At 60.1% G+C, this 19,532-nt stretch carries 19 protein-coding genes and 1 pseudogene; 4 read left to right on the forward strand and 16 right to left on the reverse strand.

Annotation, left to right across the window (positions count from 1 at the left end; genetic code table 11):
- Positions 1-35: 35 nt before the first annotated feature.
- From AC1RQB_RS06790 to AC1RQB_RS06835, 10 genes are all read right to left on the reverse strand, one after another.
- Positions 36-461, reverse strand: coding sequence for an acyl-CoA thioesterase (locus tag AC1RQB_RS06790; RefSeq protein WP_063341799.1), 426 nt, complete (start codon positions 459-461; stop codon positions 36-38).
- The gene (locus tag AC1RQB_RS06795; RefSeq protein ID WP_008067605.1) at positions 454-1,998 is read right to left on the reverse strand and encodes an HAL/PAL/TAL family ammonia-lyase; all 1,545 of its coding nucleotides are present in this window, start codon (positions 1,996-1,998) and stop codon (positions 454-456) included. The genes AC1RQB_RS06790 and AC1RQB_RS06795 overlap by 8 nt, the downstream gene beginning before the upstream one ends.
- Positions 1,979-2,926 (reverse strand): lysophospholipid acyltransferase family protein, encoded by a 948-nt coding sequence (locus tag AC1RQB_RS06800; protein WP_063341798.1) that lies wholly within the window; start codon positions 2,924-2,926, stop codon positions 1,979-1,981. Before AC1RQB_RS06800 ends, AC1RQB_RS06795 begins: the two co-directional genes overlap by 20 nt.
- Complete coding sequence (locus AC1RQB_RS06805) at positions 2,923-3,657, reverse strand: glycosyltransferase family 2 protein (RefSeq protein WP_063341797.1); 735 nt, start codon at positions 3,655-3,657, stop codon at positions 2,923-2,925. Before AC1RQB_RS06805 ends, AC1RQB_RS06800 begins: the two co-directional genes overlap by 4 nt.
- 164 nt (positions 3,658-3,821) lie before the next feature.
- A complete protein-coding gene (locus AC1RQB_RS06810; protein WP_207267431.1) occupies positions 3,822-5,501 on the reverse strand; it encodes an acyl-CoA synthetase family protein in 1,680 nt (559 codons plus the stop codon).
- Positions 5,498-6,043 (reverse strand): COG4648 family protein, encoded by a 546-nt coding sequence (locus AC1RQB_RS06815; protein WP_063341796.1) that lies wholly within the window; start codon positions 6,041-6,043, stop codon positions 5,498-5,500. The genes AC1RQB_RS06810 and AC1RQB_RS06815 overlap by 4 nt, the downstream gene beginning before the upstream one ends.
- Complete coding sequence (locus AC1RQB_RS06820; RefSeq protein WP_007903178.1) at positions 6,040-6,294, reverse strand: acyl carrier protein; 255 nt, start codon at positions 6,292-6,294, stop codon at positions 6,040-6,042. Before AC1RQB_RS06820 ends, AC1RQB_RS06815 begins: the two co-directional genes overlap by 4 nt.
- Before the next feature lie 9 nt (positions 6,295-6,303).
- A complete protein-coding gene (locus AC1RQB_RS06825) occupies positions 6,304-6,564 on the reverse strand; it encodes a phosphopantetheine-binding protein (RefSeq protein ID WP_008071040.1) in 261 nt (86 codons plus the stop codon).
- Positions 6,545-7,354, reverse strand: a complete 810-nt coding sequence (locus tag AC1RQB_RS06830) for a lysophospholipid acyltransferase family protein (protein ID WP_063341795.1) — start codon at positions 7,352-7,354, stop codon at positions 6,545-6,547. The genes AC1RQB_RS06825 and AC1RQB_RS06830 overlap by 20 nt, the downstream gene beginning before the upstream one ends.
- Positions 7,330-8,055: a beta-ketoacyl synthase chain length factor gene (locus AC1RQB_RS06835; protein WP_207267432.1), complete on the reverse strand. Its 726-nt coding sequence runs from the start codon at positions 8,053-8,055 to the stop codon at positions 7,330-7,332. Before AC1RQB_RS06835 ends, AC1RQB_RS06830 begins: the two co-directional genes overlap by 25 nt.
- A 357-nt stretch (positions 8,056-8,412) precedes the next feature.
- Between AC1RQB_RS06835 and AC1RQB_RS06840 the strand changes: the two genes are divergently transcribed.
- Positions 8,413-9,183: a ParA family protein gene (locus AC1RQB_RS06840; RefSeq protein WP_063341794.1), complete on the forward strand. Its 771-nt coding sequence runs from the start codon at positions 8,413-8,415 to the stop codon at positions 9,181-9,183.
- Between the two features lie 133 nt (positions 9,184-9,316).
- On the opposite strand, the gene trxC is transcribed toward AC1RQB_RS06840, so the two are convergent.
- On the reverse strand, positions 9,317-9,751 hold the full coding sequence (gene trxC / locus AC1RQB_RS06845; RefSeq protein WP_063341793.1) for a thioredoxin TrxC: 435 nt from the start codon (positions 9,749-9,751) through the stop codon (positions 9,317-9,319).
- Between the two features lie 217 nt (positions 9,752-9,968).
- On the opposite strand from trxC, the gene AC1RQB_RS06850 reads away from it, so the two are divergent.
- Complete coding sequence (locus AC1RQB_RS06850; RefSeq protein WP_008009123.1) at positions 9,969-10,190, forward strand: hypothetical protein; 222 nt, start codon at positions 9,969-9,971, stop codon at positions 10,188-10,190.
- Positions 10,191-10,210: 20 nt separating this feature from the next.
- Here AC1RQB_RS06850 and selO read toward each other — a convergent pair whose 3' ends face one another.
- The 5 genes and pseudogenes from selO to AC1RQB_RS06875 all read right to left on the reverse strand — a co-directional run.
- Entirely contained in the window at positions 10,211-11,674 is a 1,464-nt protein-coding gene (gene selO, locus AC1RQB_RS06855; protein WP_008071045.1) for a protein adenylyltransferase SelO, read from the reverse strand.
- 48 nt (positions 11,675-11,722) lie between these two features.
- Positions 11,723-15,073: a mechanosensitive channel MscK gene (gene mscK / locus AC1RQB_RS06860; RefSeq protein WP_063341792.1), complete on the reverse strand. Its 3,351-nt coding sequence runs from the start codon at positions 15,071-15,073 to the stop codon at positions 11,723-11,725.
- Positions 15,074-15,107: 34 nt separating this feature from the next.
- The gene (locus AC1RQB_RS06865) at positions 15,108-16,850 is read right to left on the reverse strand and encodes a potassium/proton antiporter (RefSeq protein WP_008071049.1); all 1,743 of its coding nucleotides are present in this window, start codon (positions 16,848-16,850) and stop codon (positions 15,108-15,110) included.
- Positions 16,851-17,019: 169 nt separating this feature from the next.
- The gene (locus tag AC1RQB_RS06870; protein ID WP_371317140.1) at positions 17,020-17,892 is read right to left on the reverse strand and encodes a methyl-accepting chemotaxis protein; all 873 of its coding nucleotides are present in this window, start codon (positions 17,890-17,892) and stop codon (positions 17,020-17,022) included.
- Positions 17,875-18,711, reverse strand: a pseudogene (locus tag AC1RQB_RS06875) (MCP four helix bundle domain-containing protein); the annotation flags it as partial. The gene AC1RQB_RS06870 and the pseudogene AC1RQB_RS06875, both read right to left, overlap by 18 nt.
- A 209-nt stretch (positions 18,712-18,920) precedes the next feature.
- Here AC1RQB_RS06875 and AC1RQB_RS06880 point away from each other — a divergent pair.
- Positions 18,921-19,151 (forward strand): hypothetical protein, encoded by a 231-nt coding sequence (locus AC1RQB_RS06880; protein WP_008071054.1) that lies wholly within the window; start codon positions 18,921-18,923, stop codon positions 19,149-19,151.
- Positions 19,148-19,450, forward strand: coding sequence for a cell division protein ZapA (locus tag AC1RQB_RS06885; protein WP_007903196.1), 303 nt, complete (start codon positions 19,148-19,150; stop codon positions 19,448-19,450). The genes AC1RQB_RS06880 and AC1RQB_RS06885 overlap by 4 nt, the downstream gene beginning before the upstream one ends.
- Positions 19,451-19,532 lie beyond the last annotated feature (82 nt).

Below are 19,532 nucleotides of genomic sequence, written 5' to 3' on the forward strand. Positions count from 1 at the left end.
CAGGCTTCGCCAGCTGCTACAAAGGGATCGCAAGTTCATGGCAGCATCCTTTCAACCGCATCGGTGAACACCTTCGGTGACGCCAGCTGCATTTCGCGGCTGCTCATGTCGACGGCGACCTGCACGGAACAGGCGCGGGTCAGGCGTTCGCCGGTGGCCAGATCGCTGATCAGGTAATTGATCTTCAGGCTGTTTTCCCACTCCACCAGGCTGGCGCGCACATTCAGCTTCTGGCCGAACACCGCGCCGCGTACATAGCGCAGCTGCAGGTCGATCACTGGCCACGCGTAACCCGACGCCACCATGGCGTCGTAGTTGTGGCCGATCGTGTCCAGCAGCGCACAGCGGGCGACCTCCAGGTATTTGACGTAATGGCCGTGCCAGACCACGTTCATGGTGTCGACGTCAAAGAACGGTACGAGGATTTCCGTGTCGGTGTGCAGCACTCCCTTGCTACGCATGCAGCCTCCAGTGTTGTTCGGCGATACGTTGCAGGCACAGGCGCAATTCGCCTTCCAACGCACGGTCTTCGATGACCGGCGGGAAGTCCTTGGCCAATTCTTCGTGCATCGCGGCCAGTGCCGGTGGCAGTGGCCGCGCGTCTTCAGCCTGGCCGCGCAGCCAGACGCCTTGGTTGGCGGCCAGCAGCGTGGCGGCGGCGACCTGTTCGGTCAGTTCCAGCACGCGGATGGCGTCGCGGGCAGAGATGGTGCCCATGCTGACTTTGTCCTGGTTGTGGCACTCGGTGGAGCGCGAGAAGACGCTGGCCGGCATGGTGTTTTTCAGGGCTTCGGCGGTCCAGGCGCTGGTGCCGATCTGCACCGCCTTGAAGCCGTGATTGAGCATCGCGCGATCGGCGGTGGCGCCAGACAGGTTGCTCGGCAAGCCATGGTTGTAACGCTCGTCCACCAGCAGCGCGAGCTGGCGGTCGAGCAAGTCGGCGACGTTCGCCACCAGGGTTTTCAGACTGTCCATGGCGAACGCAATATGGCCGCCGTAGAAATGCCCGCCGTGCAGCACGCGTTCGGCTTCGGCGTCGATGATCGGGTTGTCGTTGGCGCTGTTGAGTTCGATCTCGATGAACGAGCGCAGCCAGTTCAGGCTGTCGGCCAGCACACCGAGCACGTGCGGCGCACAACGCAGGGAATAGCGGTCTTGCAGGCGATGCAGCGGCGCGGTCGGCGCATCGATCGCCAGATCCTTGCGCAACCACGCAGCGACTTGCATCTGCCCTGGATGGGGTTTGGCGGCGAACAGACGCTCGTCGAAGTGCTCCGGGTTGCCCTGCAACGCGACTACGTTAAGTGCGGTGATGCGCGTGGCCAGTTGCAGCAGGTAATCAGCGCGGGCGTAAGCCAGGCAGGCGAGGCCGGTCATCACGGCGGTGCCGTTCATCAGCGCCAGCGCTTCTTTGGGGCGCAATACCAGCGGCTCCCAGCCGAGTTCGCTGTGCACATCGGCGGCTTGTCGACGCTCACCGCGGAACATCACTTCGCGCTCGCCGGACAAGGTCGCGGCAACGTAGGACAGGGGCGTCAGATCACCGCTGGCGCCCACCGAACCTTCTTCCGGAATCAGCGGCAGAATGTCGTATTCGAGGAAGGCTTGCAGGCGCTCCAGCAGTTCCACGCGTACTCCGGAAACGCCTTGGCAAAGCGATTGCAAACGCGCCGCCAGCACCGCGCGGGTGGCTTGGGCGTCGAGCAGTTTGCCCAGGCCGCAACCGTGGAAGGTATACAGATGACGGGGCAGGGCTTCGACGTGGTGCAGCGGCACCGCCACCACACAGGAATCGCCATAACCGGTGGTCACGCCATAGATCACGCCTTCCTTGTCCAACAGGGAATCAAGGAATTGCGGGCCCTTGGCGATGCGCTGGCGAAACTCGGGGTCGCCCTGCAACTGCGTCGGCACCTGACGGTTGGCCAGGGCCAGCACGTCTTCGATGCGCAAAGGGAGTTCGCCGAAGGTTACCGGCTCAAGCGTTGGCGTCGTCATCGGTCTTCCAGAAAGGGTAAAAGTTGAACCATTGTTGGGGTGCTTCGAGGCAATAGTGACCCAGGCGTTCGGCATAGCGGGAGGCCCACTGATGAATGACCTGTTCGCGGTCGCTGCGTTTCCACACGATAGCGTCGGCGAACGGTTCGAGGGTCAGTCGATAGTCGCCAGTGGGTTTCTTCAGGCACAGCATCAGGTTGATCGGGCATTTCAGCAGACCGGCCAGCAACCATGGGCCCTGAGGAAACGCGGCTTGATGACCGAGGAAATCCACGCTCACGCTGCGTCCGCCATGCAGCGGCACGCGGTCGCCGGCAATCGCCAGCCATTCGCCGCGCTCCAGGCGTTCATGCAATTGCAGCATGATCACCGGGTCCAGCTCGCTGACCTGGATCAGCCGCAGATTGGTCGCTCCGGCTTCACCCAGCAGACGGTTGAATTGTTCGGCGTGCTTGGTGTGCACCAGCACGTTCATGGTGACTTTCTCACCGATCTCGGCCAGCGCCCGGCAGACTTCGAGATTGCCCAAGTGCGCGCCTACCAGCATTTGCCCGCGTGTGCCGCGCAGTTTATTGCGCAGTAGCGCCGGGTCGATGATTTCGATTTGATCGATGCTCAGCTTGCCGTTCCACACATCGAGTTTGTCGAGCATGGAATCGGCGAAGGCCATGAACTGGCCGAACACCCGCCAATGGCTCGGGCGCAATTCGCTACGACCGCTCCAGTCGGCAAGCCGCTGCTGGTATTGCCAGGCGCTTTGGCGGGCGCTGCGTCCGAACAGGAAAAAGTACAGCACGATGCCGTACAGCAGCGGGCTCAGCAGTCGGCGACCCAAGACTTTTGCGCAAAGCGCAGTGAACTTCATCAACCAGAAGCTGCCGCGCTCCTGGCGGTCGGCCCAGTGCTGTTTGTCTGCGTTGTCGCTCATGCTCGCCACCGTCGCCAGAGGATTACCGGTGCGCGCAGCAACATGCCGAAGAACAGCCGGGTGTGCATGCTCGAAATCAGTACATTGTCGTGGAACAGGCGAAAATGCGAGACGCCATCCGAAGGGTAATGAACCCTGGTTTTCAGCCACTGCATCGGCTGATTGCGCCAGGCCAGGCGCACCAGGATGTCGGAGTCGAAGTCCATACGCTTGCCGATCCTGGCCGAGTCGATCAGTGCCAGGGTCGGTGGCAATGGGTAGACACGGAAGCCGCACATGGAGTCGCGAATCTGCAATGACAGGGTGTTGATCCAGACCATCACATGGGTCAGGTAGCGGGCGTATAAACGGCCCTTCGGCACGCTGGCGTCGTATTGCGGATAACCGCAAATTACCGCGTCGGGGTGGGCGCGTGAATGTTCGATGAAGACTTTAACGTCTTGCAGGTCGTGCTGGCCGTCGGCGTCCACCTGCAAGGCGTGGCTGAAGCCCAGGCGCGAAGCTTCGCGCAAGCCGGTCATCACCGCGCCGCCCTTGCCCTGGTTGACGGTGAGCCTGATCAGGTAAACCCGGTCTCGCCGGGCCAGTTGGTCAAGCACCTTGGCGCAGGCAGGACTGCTGGCATCGTCCACCAGAATGCAGGGCAGGCCGCTGGCGAGCAGCGCATCGACCACGGCGGTGATTGCGGTTTCGTGGTTGTAGACCGGGATGATTGCGCAGGGGTTATGCATGTTGGCTCATTCCCTCGCTCGTGTAGCAGCTGCCGAAGGCTGCGTTCGAGTGCGAAGCGGTCGTAAACCGGTATTCGAGGTCTTTCAGAATAAACGTGGTAGCCCGGATGCGAGCGCTTCGCACTCGAACGCAGCCTTCGGCAGCTGCTACAGAGGAACTCAACTTATCCACAGGCAGCCTCCAGTAAAATCCGCCCACTGGAGCAGGTGGCGGTTTCATTGCGATAGGCGAAATACAATTTGCTGCGCGCCGAGTCGAAGCGCAGGTGCAGCTGGATTTCATCACCGGGGCGTACCAGTTGCTGGAATTTCAGTACTTCCATACCGGAAAATTTTGCCGGCAGATTCATCAATTGCTGGCCCAGGCTCAATGCCCAATCCACCTGCACCACACCGGGCAATACCGGCGCTCGGGGAAAGTGGCCGCTGAAATACGCCAGGTCTGGCGGGACCGCCAGTTGCAGGCTCCACTCGCCATCGACTTCGAGCTGCTCCAGCACTTGCGGCGCTTTTGGACGGGTTGCCAGCAGCAAGGCTTCCACCTCGGCCTGGGGCAGTTTGCCTTGCGCGTTCAGCGGTAGCTGCCGCAACAAGCGCCAGCGGCGTGGCAGGGCCAGCGTTTCACAATGTTGACTCAGATGCTGACGCAAGGCTTGAGTAAGGCTGCGTCGACCCTGATTGCGCAAGGCACGCAGGCCTCGCTCGCTGAGTACCAGCAGCGCCCCTAATGAAGCGCGGTTTTCCTGAACCACGCCGAGGCGCGCTTCGGCGACCCAGTCGTGAGCCATCAGTGCTTGTTCAAGCATCGGTAGCGAAATACGTTTTTCTTCCAGTTTGACGATTCGGTCCAGCCGACCCAACAGCTCGAAACGGCCGTCGGCGGCGATGCGCGCGGCATCGGCGGTGTGTTCAATATGGCCGGCCGGCAAGTACGGTGAGGCGATAAGCAGGGCGCCATCGCTGTCCTGGCTCAGCGCAACATCGGCGAAGGGCTGCCAGAGATGCTGGCCCTGACGCCAGGCGATGCCGCCGGTTTCCGAACTGCCGAAGATTTCTGTCGGCCATTGTTGCAGGCGCTCATGCAGGCTTTGCGCCGCTTCGGCGGGCAGCGCGCCACCGGAGGAAAACACTCGGCGCACCGCGCCCAGCGCTGGCCAGTCGAGGTTGTCGCCCATGCGCTTGAGCAGCGCCGGGCTGGCGACCCAGGCGAAGGCCGGGTGTTCGCGGCTGGCGCGCTGCAAGTCTTCAGGGAAGGCCAATTGCTTGCGGACGAACGAGCGCCCGGCGCACAACGGCCACAGCACCCGAAACAGCAACCCGTAGATGTGCTGCGTGGCAACGCTGCCGATGATGCAGGCCTCGCCCAGATCTGCGCCCCACAGGTGCTCCAGCGCTTGGACTTCATTGGCCAGTTGGCGCAGGGTTTTGTCGATGCGCTTGGGGGCACCACTGGAACCGGAGGTGCACAGGCTCAGTTGACAGCGATCCAGATCCAGCGGGCTGGCCGGCAGCGGTGGATGCTGATAATCGCTCAGGTGCGCGTCGGTAGCCTGATCGGTCAGCCACAGATCGACCTCGGTCGACCAGCGCTGGCGAGTCTGCGCTTGCAGGTCGGCGGGCAACAGTACGCTGACCCCGGCACGCCAGGCGCCGAGCAGGGCAATGGCCAGGTCGGCAGCGTCCTCAAGGTGCACGGCGATGCGCTGTACGCCTTGCACTTGCAGGCCGGCAGCCAGGCTCAGGGCCTGTTCGCACAATTGCGCATGATTCAACGCCGGTTCGACCGTCACGGCACGGTCCGGCTGAGCCTTGAGCAACAGTTGCTCAAGTGTTATCCAATTCATGGGCGGCCTCTTACCCGTTGTCGTATCAGCCATTCAATGGCAAACATCAGGCCGATCAATCCATAGGAGATCAGGCCGGTGTACAACATCCACCAACTCAGTGGCGCCCAAAGGGTCAGGGCAGCGGCGCACAAGCCGTTGCAGAGAAAAAACACGCTCCAGGCAATCGTCACCTGGCGGGTGTAGCGAATGGCCCTGGCCGGTAATTCCGGTTCTCGCAGACGGGCCAGGCGTTCAATCATCGGCGGGCCATATTTCAGGCTCAGGCCGAACAGCACCAACATGAACGCGCTGATCAGCACCGGGTACCAGCGCAGCAGCACCGGGCTGTCGAACAACGCCAGCAGCAGGCAGAACGCGATGGCGACCACGGCCATCCACAGGCTGCCAGGCCGCCGCTCGCCAGTCAGCGCCCGCGCCAGCCACAGGCTGCCCAGCAGCAGACCGAACTGCCACGGGGCAAAATGCTCCATGCCGAAATACACCGCAAAGGGGTACAACAGGCCTGCCAGCAGCAGGACCAGGCCGATCAATCGGCTCATGCGGCCGGTTGAACCAGACGGTAGACCGCCTCGACCACGTCGCTGACGGTACGCACCGACTTGAATTCTTCGGCAGCGATTTTCTTGCCGGTCTGGCGTTTGATGTGATCGATCAGGTCGACCGCATCGATGCTGTCGATTTCCAGATCCTGATACAGGTTGGACCCCAGACTGATGCGCTCGGGCTCCAGCTCGAAGAGTTCGACCAGAGCATCGCGCAGGGTATTGAAAATATCGTCACGAGTTTGCATGGTCCGGTCTCAAGCTGCCTGTTTTGCAGTGACGAACGCCGCAAGGCTCGCCACGTTGGTGAAGTGATTACGGGTGTCCTTGGCGTCGGCATCGATTTTGATGCCGTACTTTTTCTGGATGGCCAAGCCGAGTTCCAGGGCGTCTACCGAGTCCAGGCCCAAACCTTCGCCGAACAGCGTTTGTTCATCGCCGATATCATCGACGCTGATGTCTTCGAGGCCCAGGGCTTCGATGATCAGTTCTTTTATCTCACGGTGCAGATCGCTCATCTTCGGCGAGCTCCTTAATAAAGTAATGGTGCAAATAATCATTGAGCTTGCGCGAGGCCTGAGGCGCAGGCCCTTGCGTAGCGAAGGCCTGTGGGTCTATATCGGCCCCGACGCGAAAACTGAAGTGCACGCGGCGTTTGGGAATCCGATACCAGGGTTCGGCCTTGGTCAATGTGGTCGGGCTGACCTTGATGATCACCGGGGTGAGGATTCTCGCACCGCGCAGGGCGATTGCCGCGCCCCCCCGATGAAAGGCCGGCGGTTTACCGGGTTGGGTGCGGGTACCCTCGGGAAAGATGATCAGGGTCTGACCGCTTTTCAACGCGTCGGCAGCGGCGTCGAGCATATCCATGCTGCCATCGTTGCTGATGTAATCGGTGCGGCGTAGCGGGGCGCGGGTGAACGGGTTTTCCCAGAGGCTTTTCTTGACCACACAGTTGGAGTGGCCCACCAGGCCGATCAAAAACACCACATCGATCAACGAGGGGTGATTGGCAACGATCATTTGCCCTGGCCGTCCGAGTTTTTCCGCGCCCTGGATGTCATAAGTCAGCACGCCAGTGCGAGCCATGAACCGAATGAAAAACCAGAAACAGCGGCTCACTGTCTGTCGGGCACGCTGACGATGGGCCTGAGCGTCTCCCGGCAGGCAACTCAGCAGCGGGAATACCACCAATCGCAGGCATAGCCCGCCCAACCCGAACAGGGTGAAGCTTGCGGCAGTGGCCAGCAGGCGCCAGTAATAGGCGTCGCGGTTTTTATCGGTCACAGGTTGCGTTGCCAGGTCCATACACGATTTTTCCAGGCATGTTGGCAGGTCGTTTGCTGGCCGAGCAGGGTACGCAACAGATTCAGGGCATGGGGCCAGTGGGTTTTGGACAACGCTTGCGAGGTGCTGTTCAGCGACAGCTGCCACTGATTGCCAGGCGTAATCAACAGGCCCACCGCGTAGGGGAATGGCACATCGTCGATCCAGGCCGAGTAGGCTTCGGGCGGTTGCTCTTCTGTCACTACCAGCAGTACCGCGGGCGCGCCTTCCTCAAGCAGCGCCGCCGCTTCTAGCATGCCGTGTTCAAGGCCATCGCCAGCCGCGGCGAGGGCGGTCATTTCGCTGGTTTCGCCACGCATGATCGACCACAGGCCGATCACCGCGTTGTGCACCGACAAGCTGAACTGAGTGGGCGACAACGGTTGATCAGTCGCCAGATCGCTGAGAATGTCGAAGGTGCGCGGGGTTTCGCCATGGCGGGAAATAAAGACCAACGGTAGGTCCTGGCGACCATCGGCCAAAGGCCAGCCGACGCTGAACGCCATCCGCGCCAGACGGCTGAGTCGCCGACGCTGCATGGCCGGCAGAAACGACACATCGGGGGCGGCATCGCTGCGCTCGAGCACGATCGGTTGCCGGCTCCAGGCCTGCCAGTCATCCACGCTTTCAAGCCCGGGGGCCCACGCGCGCCATTGGGCGATGTTGAAGTTGATCACAGACATTCATCCCGCCCCTGCGGGCTTCCTTTTGACGCGGTGAACCGCAAAAATCGCGGCAGACCTTACGTGGCGCTTAACGCCGAGTGGCGCGCATTATCCCGGTGCGGCGGGCGTGTAGCAAATGCTGGTTACATTTTGTGCAACGAAATGTACCGTCTGGTTCGCAAAAAAGCTGTCGTTTGGCCATTATCCACGTTGCGTCGGACATGTCTGTCAGCTCTATCGGCTGTCGTTGGGCGAGTTGGCGGTTTTTTTCGACGGAAATTACCAATGACTGTGTAGTCCCGATGCCAGCAAGGTAGCTAAGCAGCGCCGTGGACTACTACACTCGGTCATTCTTTGATACACGGAGGTTTTGACATGCGGCGCGTGGTGTTCAATCAGAAAGGTGGCGTGGGCAAGTCGAGTATTGCCTGCAATCTGGCGGCGGTCAGCGCCAGCGAAGGCTATCGCACGCTGTTGGTGGATCTCGATGCCCAGGCCAACTCCACTCAATACCTGACGGGACTCACCGGTGACGATATTCCGATGGGGATCGCTGACTTCTTCAAGCAGACTCTGTCCTCCGGGCCGTTCTCGAAGAAAAGCCGGGTCGATATCTACGAAACTCCATTCGATAACCTTCACGTCGTTACCGCGACCGCCGAGCTGGCTGACTTGCAGCCCAAGCTTGAGGCCAAGCACAAGATCAACAAGCTGCGAAAATTGCTCGAGGAACTGGACGGCGATTACGACCGAATCTACCTCGATACGCCGCCAGCACTGAATTTTTATGCCGTCTCGGCCTTGATCGCCGCTGATCGTGTGCTGATTCCCTTCGATTGCGACAGTTTTTCGCGTCAGGCGCTGTATGGCTTGCTGGCGGAAATCGAAGAATTGAAGGAAGACCACAACGAAGGGCTGGAGGTTGAAGGCATTGTCGTCAACCAGTTCCAGGCCCGCGCCAGTTTGCCTCAACAGATCCTCGACGAACTGATCGCCGAAGGGCTACCGGTGTTGCCGGTGTACCTGGCCAGTTCAGTGCGGATGCGCGAATCCCATCAGGCCAACACGCCGCTGATCCATCTCGACCCACGACACAAACTGACTCTGCAGTTCGTCGACCTGCACAACCTGCTGGAAAATGCCTGAATCGCTGTTGTTGGCGCGGAAACCATGTGGGAGCGGGCTTGCTCGCGAAGGGGTCATAACAGTCAACATCATCGCTGATTGATAGACCGCTTTCGCGAGCAAGCCCGCTCCCACATTTGGCCTCGTGCAGTTTTCAAATCCCCTGACTGCGCAACCAGCTCATCAACTGCGGTAACGGGAACGCCCCGCTCTGGCGAGCCACTTCCCGGCCGTTCTTGAACAGAATCAGGCTCGGGATCGAGCGAATCCCCAACTGCGCCGACAGTTGCTGATTTGCCTCGCTGTCCAGCTTGGCCAACCGACACTTGCCCACCAATTGCCCCGCCGCCTGTTCGAACACCGGCGCGAACGACTTGCACGGCCCGCACCAATCCGCCCACACATCCACCAGCAACGGCAGGTCGCCCTTGATCTGACTGGCGTAATCGCCTTGCTTCAATTCGAATGGTTTGTTGAGCAGGACTTCGGCCTTGCAGCGACCGCATTTTGGATGGTCGTTGAGACGCTCGGCGGGGATGCGGTTCAGGCCGTTGCAGTGGGGGCAGGGGATGAGGAGTGGGTCAGGCATGATTGGGTTCCGGATGAGTAGGCAATCTATGGCACTGATCTGGAGTCGGAAATGATGTTTATCAAGGCAGAAATTTGTAGGCAATAACCTTCCTTGGTTTGAGATACACCCTACGAGTGCTGGTGTCCCTGACTGATTGGCTGAGAGCTGTTCAACTCTTAGTCTTGAGCCCTATTTTCACGCAGCAAGACCGAAGCATCACTAATAGGGAGCAATAATGAGCGATATCGTTAAGCGAGCCGTCGAACACTGGCCATTTGTAGCCTGGCTATTAAAACGACCTGAATCGGAAGCTGAATACAACCTGCTGGCTGAGTCGCGGTATGAATTGCTAGCAATGATGGGCGGAGAAGAATTACATCCGTTGGAAAACCTGGTGGAGATCATAGGCGACCATATCGAAGCCTATGACCATGAGCGCCGGCCAGTACCAGTCTGAATACTCAGTGTTGTTAAGTCTCACGACGAACAACTGATCTCCAGATGCTTGCCCCACTCCGGCGGCCGTTCGGCGTAGCGCTCCATTCCAGGCTGCTCCTCGAACGGATTGCTCAATACCGCGTGCAAACGACGAACTTCTGCATAGTCGCCACTTTCCGCCGCATCGATGGCTTTTTGCGCCAGATAATTACGCAGGATGTACAGCGGATTGACCGCATGCATGCGCGTGCGGCGCTGTTCCTGGTCAACCACGCCTTCACGGGCAACCCGGGCGATGTAAAGCTCGCCCCATGCATCAAAGCCCTTGAGGTCGACGAAGTCATCGCGTAAACGGGCGAGGGTCTGCTCCGGTGATTCGTCGCCGAGGCGGCGGAAGAACAGGCTGTAATCGACGCCGCTGTTCTGCATCAGTTGCAGCAGATGCTCCAGCAATTTCTGGTCGTCGTCTTCGGCAGTGGTGAGACCGAGGCGGCGGCGCATCAGGTCCAGGTAGTGGGCCTGGAACAGTGGCAGGTACAGGCCGAGGGTTTCGCGCAGAGCTTCGACGCTGATGAACGGCGTCAGGGCCTGGGCGAGGGCGCTGAGGTTCCACTGGCCGATCGGCACTTGGTTGCTGAAGGAGTAGCGGCCTTGGTCATCGGAGTGGTTGCAGATGAAGTGGGCGTCGAAGTCGTCGAGGAAGGCGAACGGGCCGAAGTCGAAGGTGATGCCCAGGATCGACATGTTGTCGGTGTTCATCACGCCGTGGCAGAACCCATAGGCCTGCCATTTGGCAATCAGCTCGGCATTGCGTTCGACGATTTCGCGGAACATCGCCAGGTACGGTTCCGGCTGTTCCAGGCAATGCGGGAAATGCATGGCCAGCACGTGCTCGCCGAGTTCTTTCTGTTGCTCGGGGCGCTTGGTGTAGTAGAAGAATTCGAAATGCCCGAAGCGCACATGGCTGGGGGCCAAGCGCAGGACCATGGCCGCGCGCTCCTGTTTCTCACGCCAGACCGGCGTGTCGGAGCCGATTACGCACAGCGCGCGAGTGGTGGGAATGTTCAGGGCATGCAGGGCTTCGGAGGCGAGAAACTCGCGGATCGATGAGCGCAGCACCGCCCGGCCATCGCCCATGCGCGAGTAAGGCGTCTGACCGGCGCCCTTGAGGTGCAGGTCCCAATGCTCGCCGGCGTTGTTATAGACCTCGCCCAGTAACAGGCCACGACCGTCGCCCAACTGTGGGTTGTAAGAGCCGAACTGATGCCCGGAATAGACCATCGCTCGCGGCTCGGCCTCGGCCCAGAGCTTGTGGCCGCCGAACAGCTCGGCGAACACCGGCGTTTCGGCCTCGGCCGGGTCCAGGTCCAGCAGCGCCATGGCGGCGGGGCTGGCGACTACCAGTCGCGGAGCGGCGATGGGCTCGGGCAGCACATGGGTTGAGAACGCATCGCCCAGGCGGGCGAAGCGATTGTCGAAGGTCAGTTCGTCGAGGGCTTTCAACGGCCATCTCCAGCAGAATGTCCGAGCATTCTGCTAGGGATAGCGCGGTTAGTCGAGTTCGACAGGTGGCGGTTCGCGCCGCGGTTTGCTGTCGACCACCGGCACGATGGTCTTGGCTTCCGGCTCGATCGGCACCATCTTGTATTCCTGGCCGTGAAGGTTCTTGAGGTAGACCTCCATCTGCCGGAACGAGATGTTGATGTGCTGCTTCTTGAACTCGCGATTGATGAAGCGGTTGACCTCATCGAGCACCGGGTTGCGGTCGCCGAGGTCGCGCACATGCATACGCAACTCGTGATCGAGGGTGCTTTCGCCGAAGTTCAGGAAGTACACGTGGGGTTCCGGATCCTTCAGCACGCGCGGGTTATCCCGGGCAGCCTTGAGCAGCAGCTCTTTCACCAGGTCCAGGTCCGAGCCGTAGTCGACGCCGAGCTTGAGGGTCACTCGAGTGATGGTGTCGGTCAGGGACCAGTTGATCAGTTGCCCGGTGATGAACGTCTTGTTCGGGACGATGATGTCCTTGCGGTCGAAGTCGGTGATGGTCGTGGCGCGGATGCGGATCTTGCTCACTGTGCCCGACAGGTTGCCGATGGTGATGGTGTCACCGATCCGCACCGGGCGTTCGAACAGGATCATGATGCCGGAGATGAAGTTGGCGAAGATCTCCTGCATCCCGAAACCGAGGCCGACCGACAGCGCGGCCACCAGCCATTGCAGCTTGTCCCAACTCACGCCGAGCGTGGACAGGGTCGTGACGAAACCGACACCGGCAATCACATAGGACAGCAGCGTGGTCGTGGCGTAGGAACTGCCTTGGGCCAGGTTCAGCTTCGACAGCACAAACACTTCCAGCAAGCCCGGCAGGTTGCGCGCCAGCGCAAAGGTGATGCCGATGATGATCAACGCGCCAAGCATATCGCCGATGCTGATCGGCACCATGCTCATGTTGGCACCGGTGCCGCTGGTGTATTCGTAAAGGGTGATGTTGTCCAGGTACGAGAACACCGAGATCAGGTCCGACCAGACCCAATACAGCGCCGCGATGAAACCGCCGAGCAGGGCCAGGCGAATCAGTCGCAGGGACTGCTCGTTGACCTTCTCGATGTCCAGGGTCGGCTCTTCGATCACCGCTTCGCCATCGCCAGCCTCTTTTGCAGCCTGACGTTTGGCCAGGGCGCGTTGATAGGCCAGGCGCCGTGCCGCAACGCTGAGACCACGGACGAAGGTCGCTTCGATCACCAGCCAGAACATCAGCAAGTACAGCGTGTTGATCAACCGGTCGCTGAGTTTCAGCGCGGTGTAGTAGTAGCCAAAGCACACGGCGACGAACAACGCGATTGGCAGGGCTGTGAACAGAACACCCACGGCCTTGCGGAACAGTGAAGCGTTCTGGTGAGTCGGGCTGCTAACCAGCAGGCGACTGAGTAGCCAGGCCATCAAGGCGTAGCAAGTCAGCACCACCGGCATGCCGAGCACGTCATCGGCCAGTATCGCTGGTTGCAACTCGGCGACCGCCACCACCGCCACCAGGGCCATCACTACCAGGCCGAGTCGGCGAATCCAGCCTTGAAGGAATTCGACCTGAGGTTTTTCCCAGCGGAAATGCAGTTCGGCCACGCCGCCCGGCGCGAGGATGCGGTAGGCGGTGTAGAACACCAGCCAGGCCTGGGCCATTTGCAGCAGCGCCGCGCCCATATTGGCGTTCTGCCCGCGAGCGTCGATCTGCAACGCCAGGCCGCACAAGGCCAAACCCAGGGATACCGGCATCGCCAGCAGGATGTTGATCAGAATCGCTTGCGGTGTGTGCCACTGGCTGTCGCGCTTGAAATGGCCGATGTCCAGGTGAACCTTGTTCAGGCGCGCATACAGATTTTTTCGGCGCCACAACAGCGCCCCGATCAGAAAGGCCAGCGGCAGGAACAGCAGCGGCCGCTGGGTCAGGCCATCGGTCAGCTCACTCACGCTCGAGGCCCACGGCAGGGTAGTGACCTGACGTTCCAGGCGTTCCGGCACGGCGTATATCCACTCAAGATCCAGCGGCTTGTTGCTGGGAATCCAGAACATTTGTTCATCCAGCGTCGCCCTTAGGCTTTGCGCGGTGCTGAGCAGTTGTTTCTGATTGAGTTGCAACGTGATGGATTCGTTGAGTACTGCGCTCAGTTCGCGATTCAAGCGCTCCAACAGGTCTGCGCGGGTGGTGGCCAGTTCCAGCAGGCTCTTGCGCAGTTGCGGGGTGATTTGCTCGGGCTGTTGTGTCGCCAGCAGGTTGTCGACATAGGTTGTCGGGTTGCTGAGCAGTTCCCGTTGCTGGCTGACTTCGAACTGATACAGGCGAATGTCGGCAATCTGGTCCGCCAGATCGCGGTCGAGCTTGAGACGCGGCAGGGCCTGTTTCTGTTTGTACAGAATCTTGGAGAGCAGCAGGCTGCCCTTGAGCACGTTGATCTGTTCCTCCAGCGCCGAGTCGCTCTGGGTCACGCTGTCCAGTTGCTGCTTGGTCTGCAGGTTCTGTTGGGTGACTTCATTGAGGCGGTCGGTGCTTTTGAGCAGGTAGTCGGAGAGCTTCAGGTTGGCCGCGCTTTCGGTGGCCAGCAGGCTGCTGCCGCCGGCCTTCTGCGCTTCGATGGACTGCTGAGTGACGGTCTCTTGAGACTGGGCCAGGCGCTTCTGGTTGATCAGGGTTTGCAGCTCCTGGATCTCTTGATCCAGGCGATTGGATTTTTCCGTGAGCAGGTCATGCTGGCTGTTGCCCAAATCCTGCAACAGGCTGTTGCCGGCCAGTTCCTGGCGACGCAACGGGATCAGTGCATTCAGCGCCGCGAGCTCGGCGTTGAGCTGGTCGCGCTGCTCGGCGGTCAAGGTCTTGCCGCTGTCCTTGCCGAGCTTGAGGATGTTGTTGATCTGCTGGATGCGTGTCTGGCTGGCAGATATTTCGGCCTGGGCGCGCTCGGGGCGAGTCTGGGCGGTGATGATCAGGCTGTTCGCTTCGGCCAGGGCTTTCTGCAGATCGCTTTGCTGGGTGGAGCGCTCGGTCAGCAATTGCTCAAGCTGCTGAATGGTCTCTTTGGTATAGCGTTGCGCCACCGGCACCACTTTGGTGGCCTTGAGGCGGGTCAGTTCGCGCTGGTTCTCGATGTTCTGCTTTGGCGCATTGGTCAGCTGCTGCTTGAGATCAATCAGCTTCTGATCGTAATTGCGCTGGTTGTTGAGTTGGGTGAGCGTGCCCTGCAAGACCGCTTGCAGGGCCTTTTGATCGGCTTCCGGCAGTTTGCGGTCGGCGATCTTGTTCAGGCTCGCCTGCACGGCTTCGCTGGACGGCGGTTCGGCGGCTTGCAGCGTGCTGATGGAAAGACTCAAGCCCAGCAGGGCCATGATGAAAAAGGTGCGCAGAGTTGACATAAAGACCGATCGAAAACGAGACGAAGTGTGGAGTTTAGAGGAACAGGCCGGGGCCGGGGCGACTTCCTTCGGGGAATCTGACGCCTACCTTACCAATCTTGTTCCCTTCCATGACAGCGACGGTCCAGAGGGTGTTATTCCATTCCACCTGGTCGCCCACTACGGGGGCACCGCCCACTTTCTGGGCAATGAAGTGGCCCAGGGACATGTTTGGATCGATGCCTTCGACTTTCAACCCGTACAGGGCAGCAACCGCGGCCAGCTGGGCGTCTCCTTCGAGTACGAAGTCGCCGAAGAAGCGCAAATCCAGCCCCCGTTGCGGGGCCTGACTGAAGAGTTTTCCGAGGGCCGGAAGGTTGTGTTCATGGCCGATTACGCAGAGCAAATCATCGACTTCGAGCACTGTGCTACCCGACGGATGGAGCAGTTGTTGGCCACGAAAGAGGGCCGCGATACGGGTACCTTCGGGCATTTTCAGCTCGCGAAGAGGGGATCCAATGCACCATTTCTCGGCACCAAGGCGATACACGAACAGCTCCCACTCGCTGGTGACATGCACTTCCAGCGCCGATCGGGAAATCGGCAAGGGCTCCGGCGGGACGGTCACTTTCAAAAGTTTGGCAACCCAGGGCAGGCTCGTGCCTTGCACCAGCAGCGATACCAGGACGATAAAGAACGCCAGATTGAAGTAGAGCTGAGCATTGGGTAGCCCCGCCATCAGCGGGAACACCGCCAGAATGATCGGTACGGCACCGCGCAGGCCAACCCAGGAAATGAATGCCTTCTCGCGACCATGGAACGCCTTGAAGGGCAACAGGCCGACCAGCACTGACAGCGGGCGGGCAAACAGAATCATCCACAGCGCCAGGCCCAGCGCCGGCAAAGCAATCGGCAGCAGGTCATGGGGCGTAACCAACAGCCCCAGCACCAGGAACATGCCGATCTGCGCCAGCCAGGCCATGCCGTCGAGCATATGCAAAATGCCGTGCCGACTGCGGACCGGGCGGTTGCCGATCACCAGGCCACACAGGTACACCGCCAAAAAGCCGCTGCCGTGCAGGGCGTTGGTCAGGGCAAACACGACCAATCCGCCAGCAATCACCAGAATCGGATAAAGGCCGGTCGCCAGGTTGATACGGTTGACCAGTTGCAGCATCAGCCAGCCACCACCGAGGCCAATCACACCGCCGATGCCGAACTCACGCACCAAATGCCCCAGCAGATCCCAGTGCAGGCCCGTCTCGCCGCTGGCAAGCATATCGATCAAGGTCACGGTGAGAAACACCGCCATCGGATCGTTGCTGCCGGATTCGATTTCCAGGCTCGCGCTCACCCGTTCGTTCAGGCCCTTGCCGCCCAGCAGCGAGAACACGGCCGCGGCGTCGGTGGAGCCGACGATGGCGCCGATCAGCAGGCCCTGAATCATATTGAGGTCGAACAACCACGCCGCCGCCATTCCGGTCAGCCCGGTGGTGATCAACACTCCGACCGTGGCCAGCGACAGCGCCGGCCATAACGCCACGCGGAAACTCGCCACCCGGGTGCGCAAGCCGCCGTCGAGCAGGATCACTGCCAGGGCGAGGTTGCCGACCAGATAAGCCGTTGGGTAGTTATCGAAAATAATGCCGGCACCGTCGACACCGGCCGACATGCCCACCGCGAGGATGATCACCAGAATCGGGATACCGAGGCGCGATGAAAGTGAGCTCACCAGAATGCTCGCACCTACCAGCAACGCGCCGATCAAGAACAGGCTGTTGATGGTCGTCGCATTCAAAGGCAGTACTCCAGAAAGCTAAAGGCGGGCACAAACTGACCATGCAGTCTGCGTGCCAGCGATTCTAACCTGTTGAAATGTGATGCTGTCAAAAAGCTTTTGCAGATCAAAAGATCGCAGCCTGCGGCAGCTCTCCTACGAGCGCTGCGATCTTTTCGGCCTTACTCGGTTACAGGCTAAACCGCCCAACCATGTTGTTCAGGTCCAGCGCCAGGCGCGACAGCTCGTTGCTGGCCGCGCTCGTCTGGTTGGCGCCCGTGGCCGATTGCACCGACAGGTCACGAATGTTCACCAGATTGCGGTCCACTTCACGGGCCACCTGTGCCTGCTCTTCGGCCGCGCTGGCGATCACCAGGTTGCGTTCGTTGATTTCGACGATGGCGCTATTAATAGTGTCCAGCGACATGCCTGCACCACGGGCAATATTCAAGGTCGATTCGGCGCGTTCGGTGCTGTTGCGCATCGAATCCACGGCGTGTTCGGTGCCGCTCTGGATGCTGCCGATCATGCGTTCGATTTCGCTGGTCGACTGCTGGGTGCGATGGGCCAGGGCACGCACTTCGTCGGCGACCACAGCGAAACCACGACCGGCTTCACCGGCACGGGCTGCTTCGATGGCTGCGTTCAATGCCAGCAGGTTGGTCTGGTCGGCCAGGCCGCGAATCACGTCCAGCACTTTGCCGATGTCTCGCGACTCATTAGCCAGATCGCCGATCAGGGTGGCGGTGCTCTGTACGTCGGCGCTCATGCGCTCGATGGCACTCACGGTTTCCTGTACCAGGTCACGACCGTCGCCAGCCGACGTGGTGGCGTTTTTCGAGGCTTCGGAGGTGCTCACGGCGTTGCGGGCGACTTCTTCCACGGCGCTGGTCATTTCATTGACGGCGGTGGCGGCCTGTTCGATTTCGTTGTTCTGCTGGGTCAGGCCACGGGCGCTTTCGTCGGTGACGCTGTTGAGCTCTTCCGCGGCGGACGCCAGTTGCGTGGCCGAACCGGAAATCCGTTGCAGGGTGTCACGCAGTTTTTCCTGCATCTTCGCCATGGCGGCCAGCAGGCGACCGGCTTCGTCTTCACCGTCGACCGTGATCGGGCGCGTCAGGTTGCCTTCGGCGATTTCTTCGGCGGCGCTCAGGGCATTGGCGATTGGCTTGGTGATGCTGTTGGTCAGCAGCCAGGCGAATAGCAGAGTCAGGCCGGTGGCGATGACCAGCAGGGTCACCACCAGGTTGAAGGCCGACGAGTACTGATCGGCGGCTTGCTGGTTGGTGTCCACGGTCTGCTGGGTATTGATCTCCAGCAAGCGGTTGAGCACGGTGTTGATGGCTTCAGAGTTGTTCATCAAATCGGTGTTGAGCAGCGTGCGCAGTTCGTCGACCTGATTGTTGCGCGACAGGCTCTTCATCCGGTCTTCGATCTGGCGGTACTGCCCCAGCAACTGCACATATTGATCATAGGCTGCACGCTCCTGCGGGCTGGCGATCAACTTTTCGTAGGCCGCCTGAGCCGCTCGGATCTGCTGGTTACGGGTTTCCAGCAGATCGATGGTTTTCTGCTGGACGTCTGGCTCACGATTCACCAACAGGCGATAAGACAGCACGCGCAGACGCAGGGTCAGCTGAGTGAATTCATCGAGGCTTTTAATGCTCGGCACGCTGTTCGAGGTGATCTCCTCGGCTGCGTCGCGAATCTTGCTCATCTGGTTCAGGGCGAATACACCCAGGATCAGCAGCATGGCGCCAATCAGGGTAAAACCGAGGAATGCCCGCGGTGCGATATTCATATTTCGTAAAGACATGGTGTTCACCGAAAAAAGCGCATCCGTGCGGGGCTGAGACTGCTGTATGCATGACTTATCGGTCATACGACTAAAGTCTTGAGGTGCTGCGCGCTTTTGTCGCAGAAGGGTTGCGGCGACGAAGTGCAGGAACCAGAGCCGCCAAACACAGTCTTTAAAGATCGCGAGGAAGGTCGCCCGCCAGCAAAATCAAGGCCTTGCGCCCGAATAACCCTGGCGTCAGTGGTGACTTTTCTTTATCGTACGCGCCCTTTGAAAATGCCTGGAAAATCAAAATGTTGGAAGCATCCCTAAGCCAATTGGAACAACTGGTCAGCGACCTGGTGCAGCAGAACCAGACCCTGCTCGGCACCAATCAATCCCTGAGTGCAGAACTGGCCCAGGTCAAGGATGAAAACGAAAGCCTGCAACTGAGCCTGATGGAACAGGAAGAGAAACAAGGCACCACCGCCGCACGCATTCAGGCCTTGGTTGAGCGCGTCAGCGCCGGCCCTGTCAGCGCATGAGTTATGGCGCCGCAGGGGTAAAAGTCGTCTCGATTCTGGGGGAGGACTATTCGATCAAGGCGCCGGCCGGGGAAGAGCAGACCCTGCTGGACGCCGCATTAATGTTGAAAGCCGCCCTGGCCGAGACCAAAAAGAAATACCCGACGCTGATCGGTGACCGCTTGCTGGTGTTGGCGGCGATGAATCTGTGCTCGCAGCAGATCGAAATGCAAAAGCGTCACCAGCAAGAACTCGACCGTTACCAAGAGCAAGTCAGCGCCACGGTTGAAGTGATCGCCAAGACCATCAATCAGGCCTGATCAGCTTTGCGCACAACCAAAGAATAAATTGTCGTTTGAGTTGTATACAATCGGCATGGCTGTTGCAGTGTTTCAGCCTCTT

The sequence above is a fragment of the Pseudomonas sp. GW822-FHT02E03 genome (assembly GCF_058802325.1).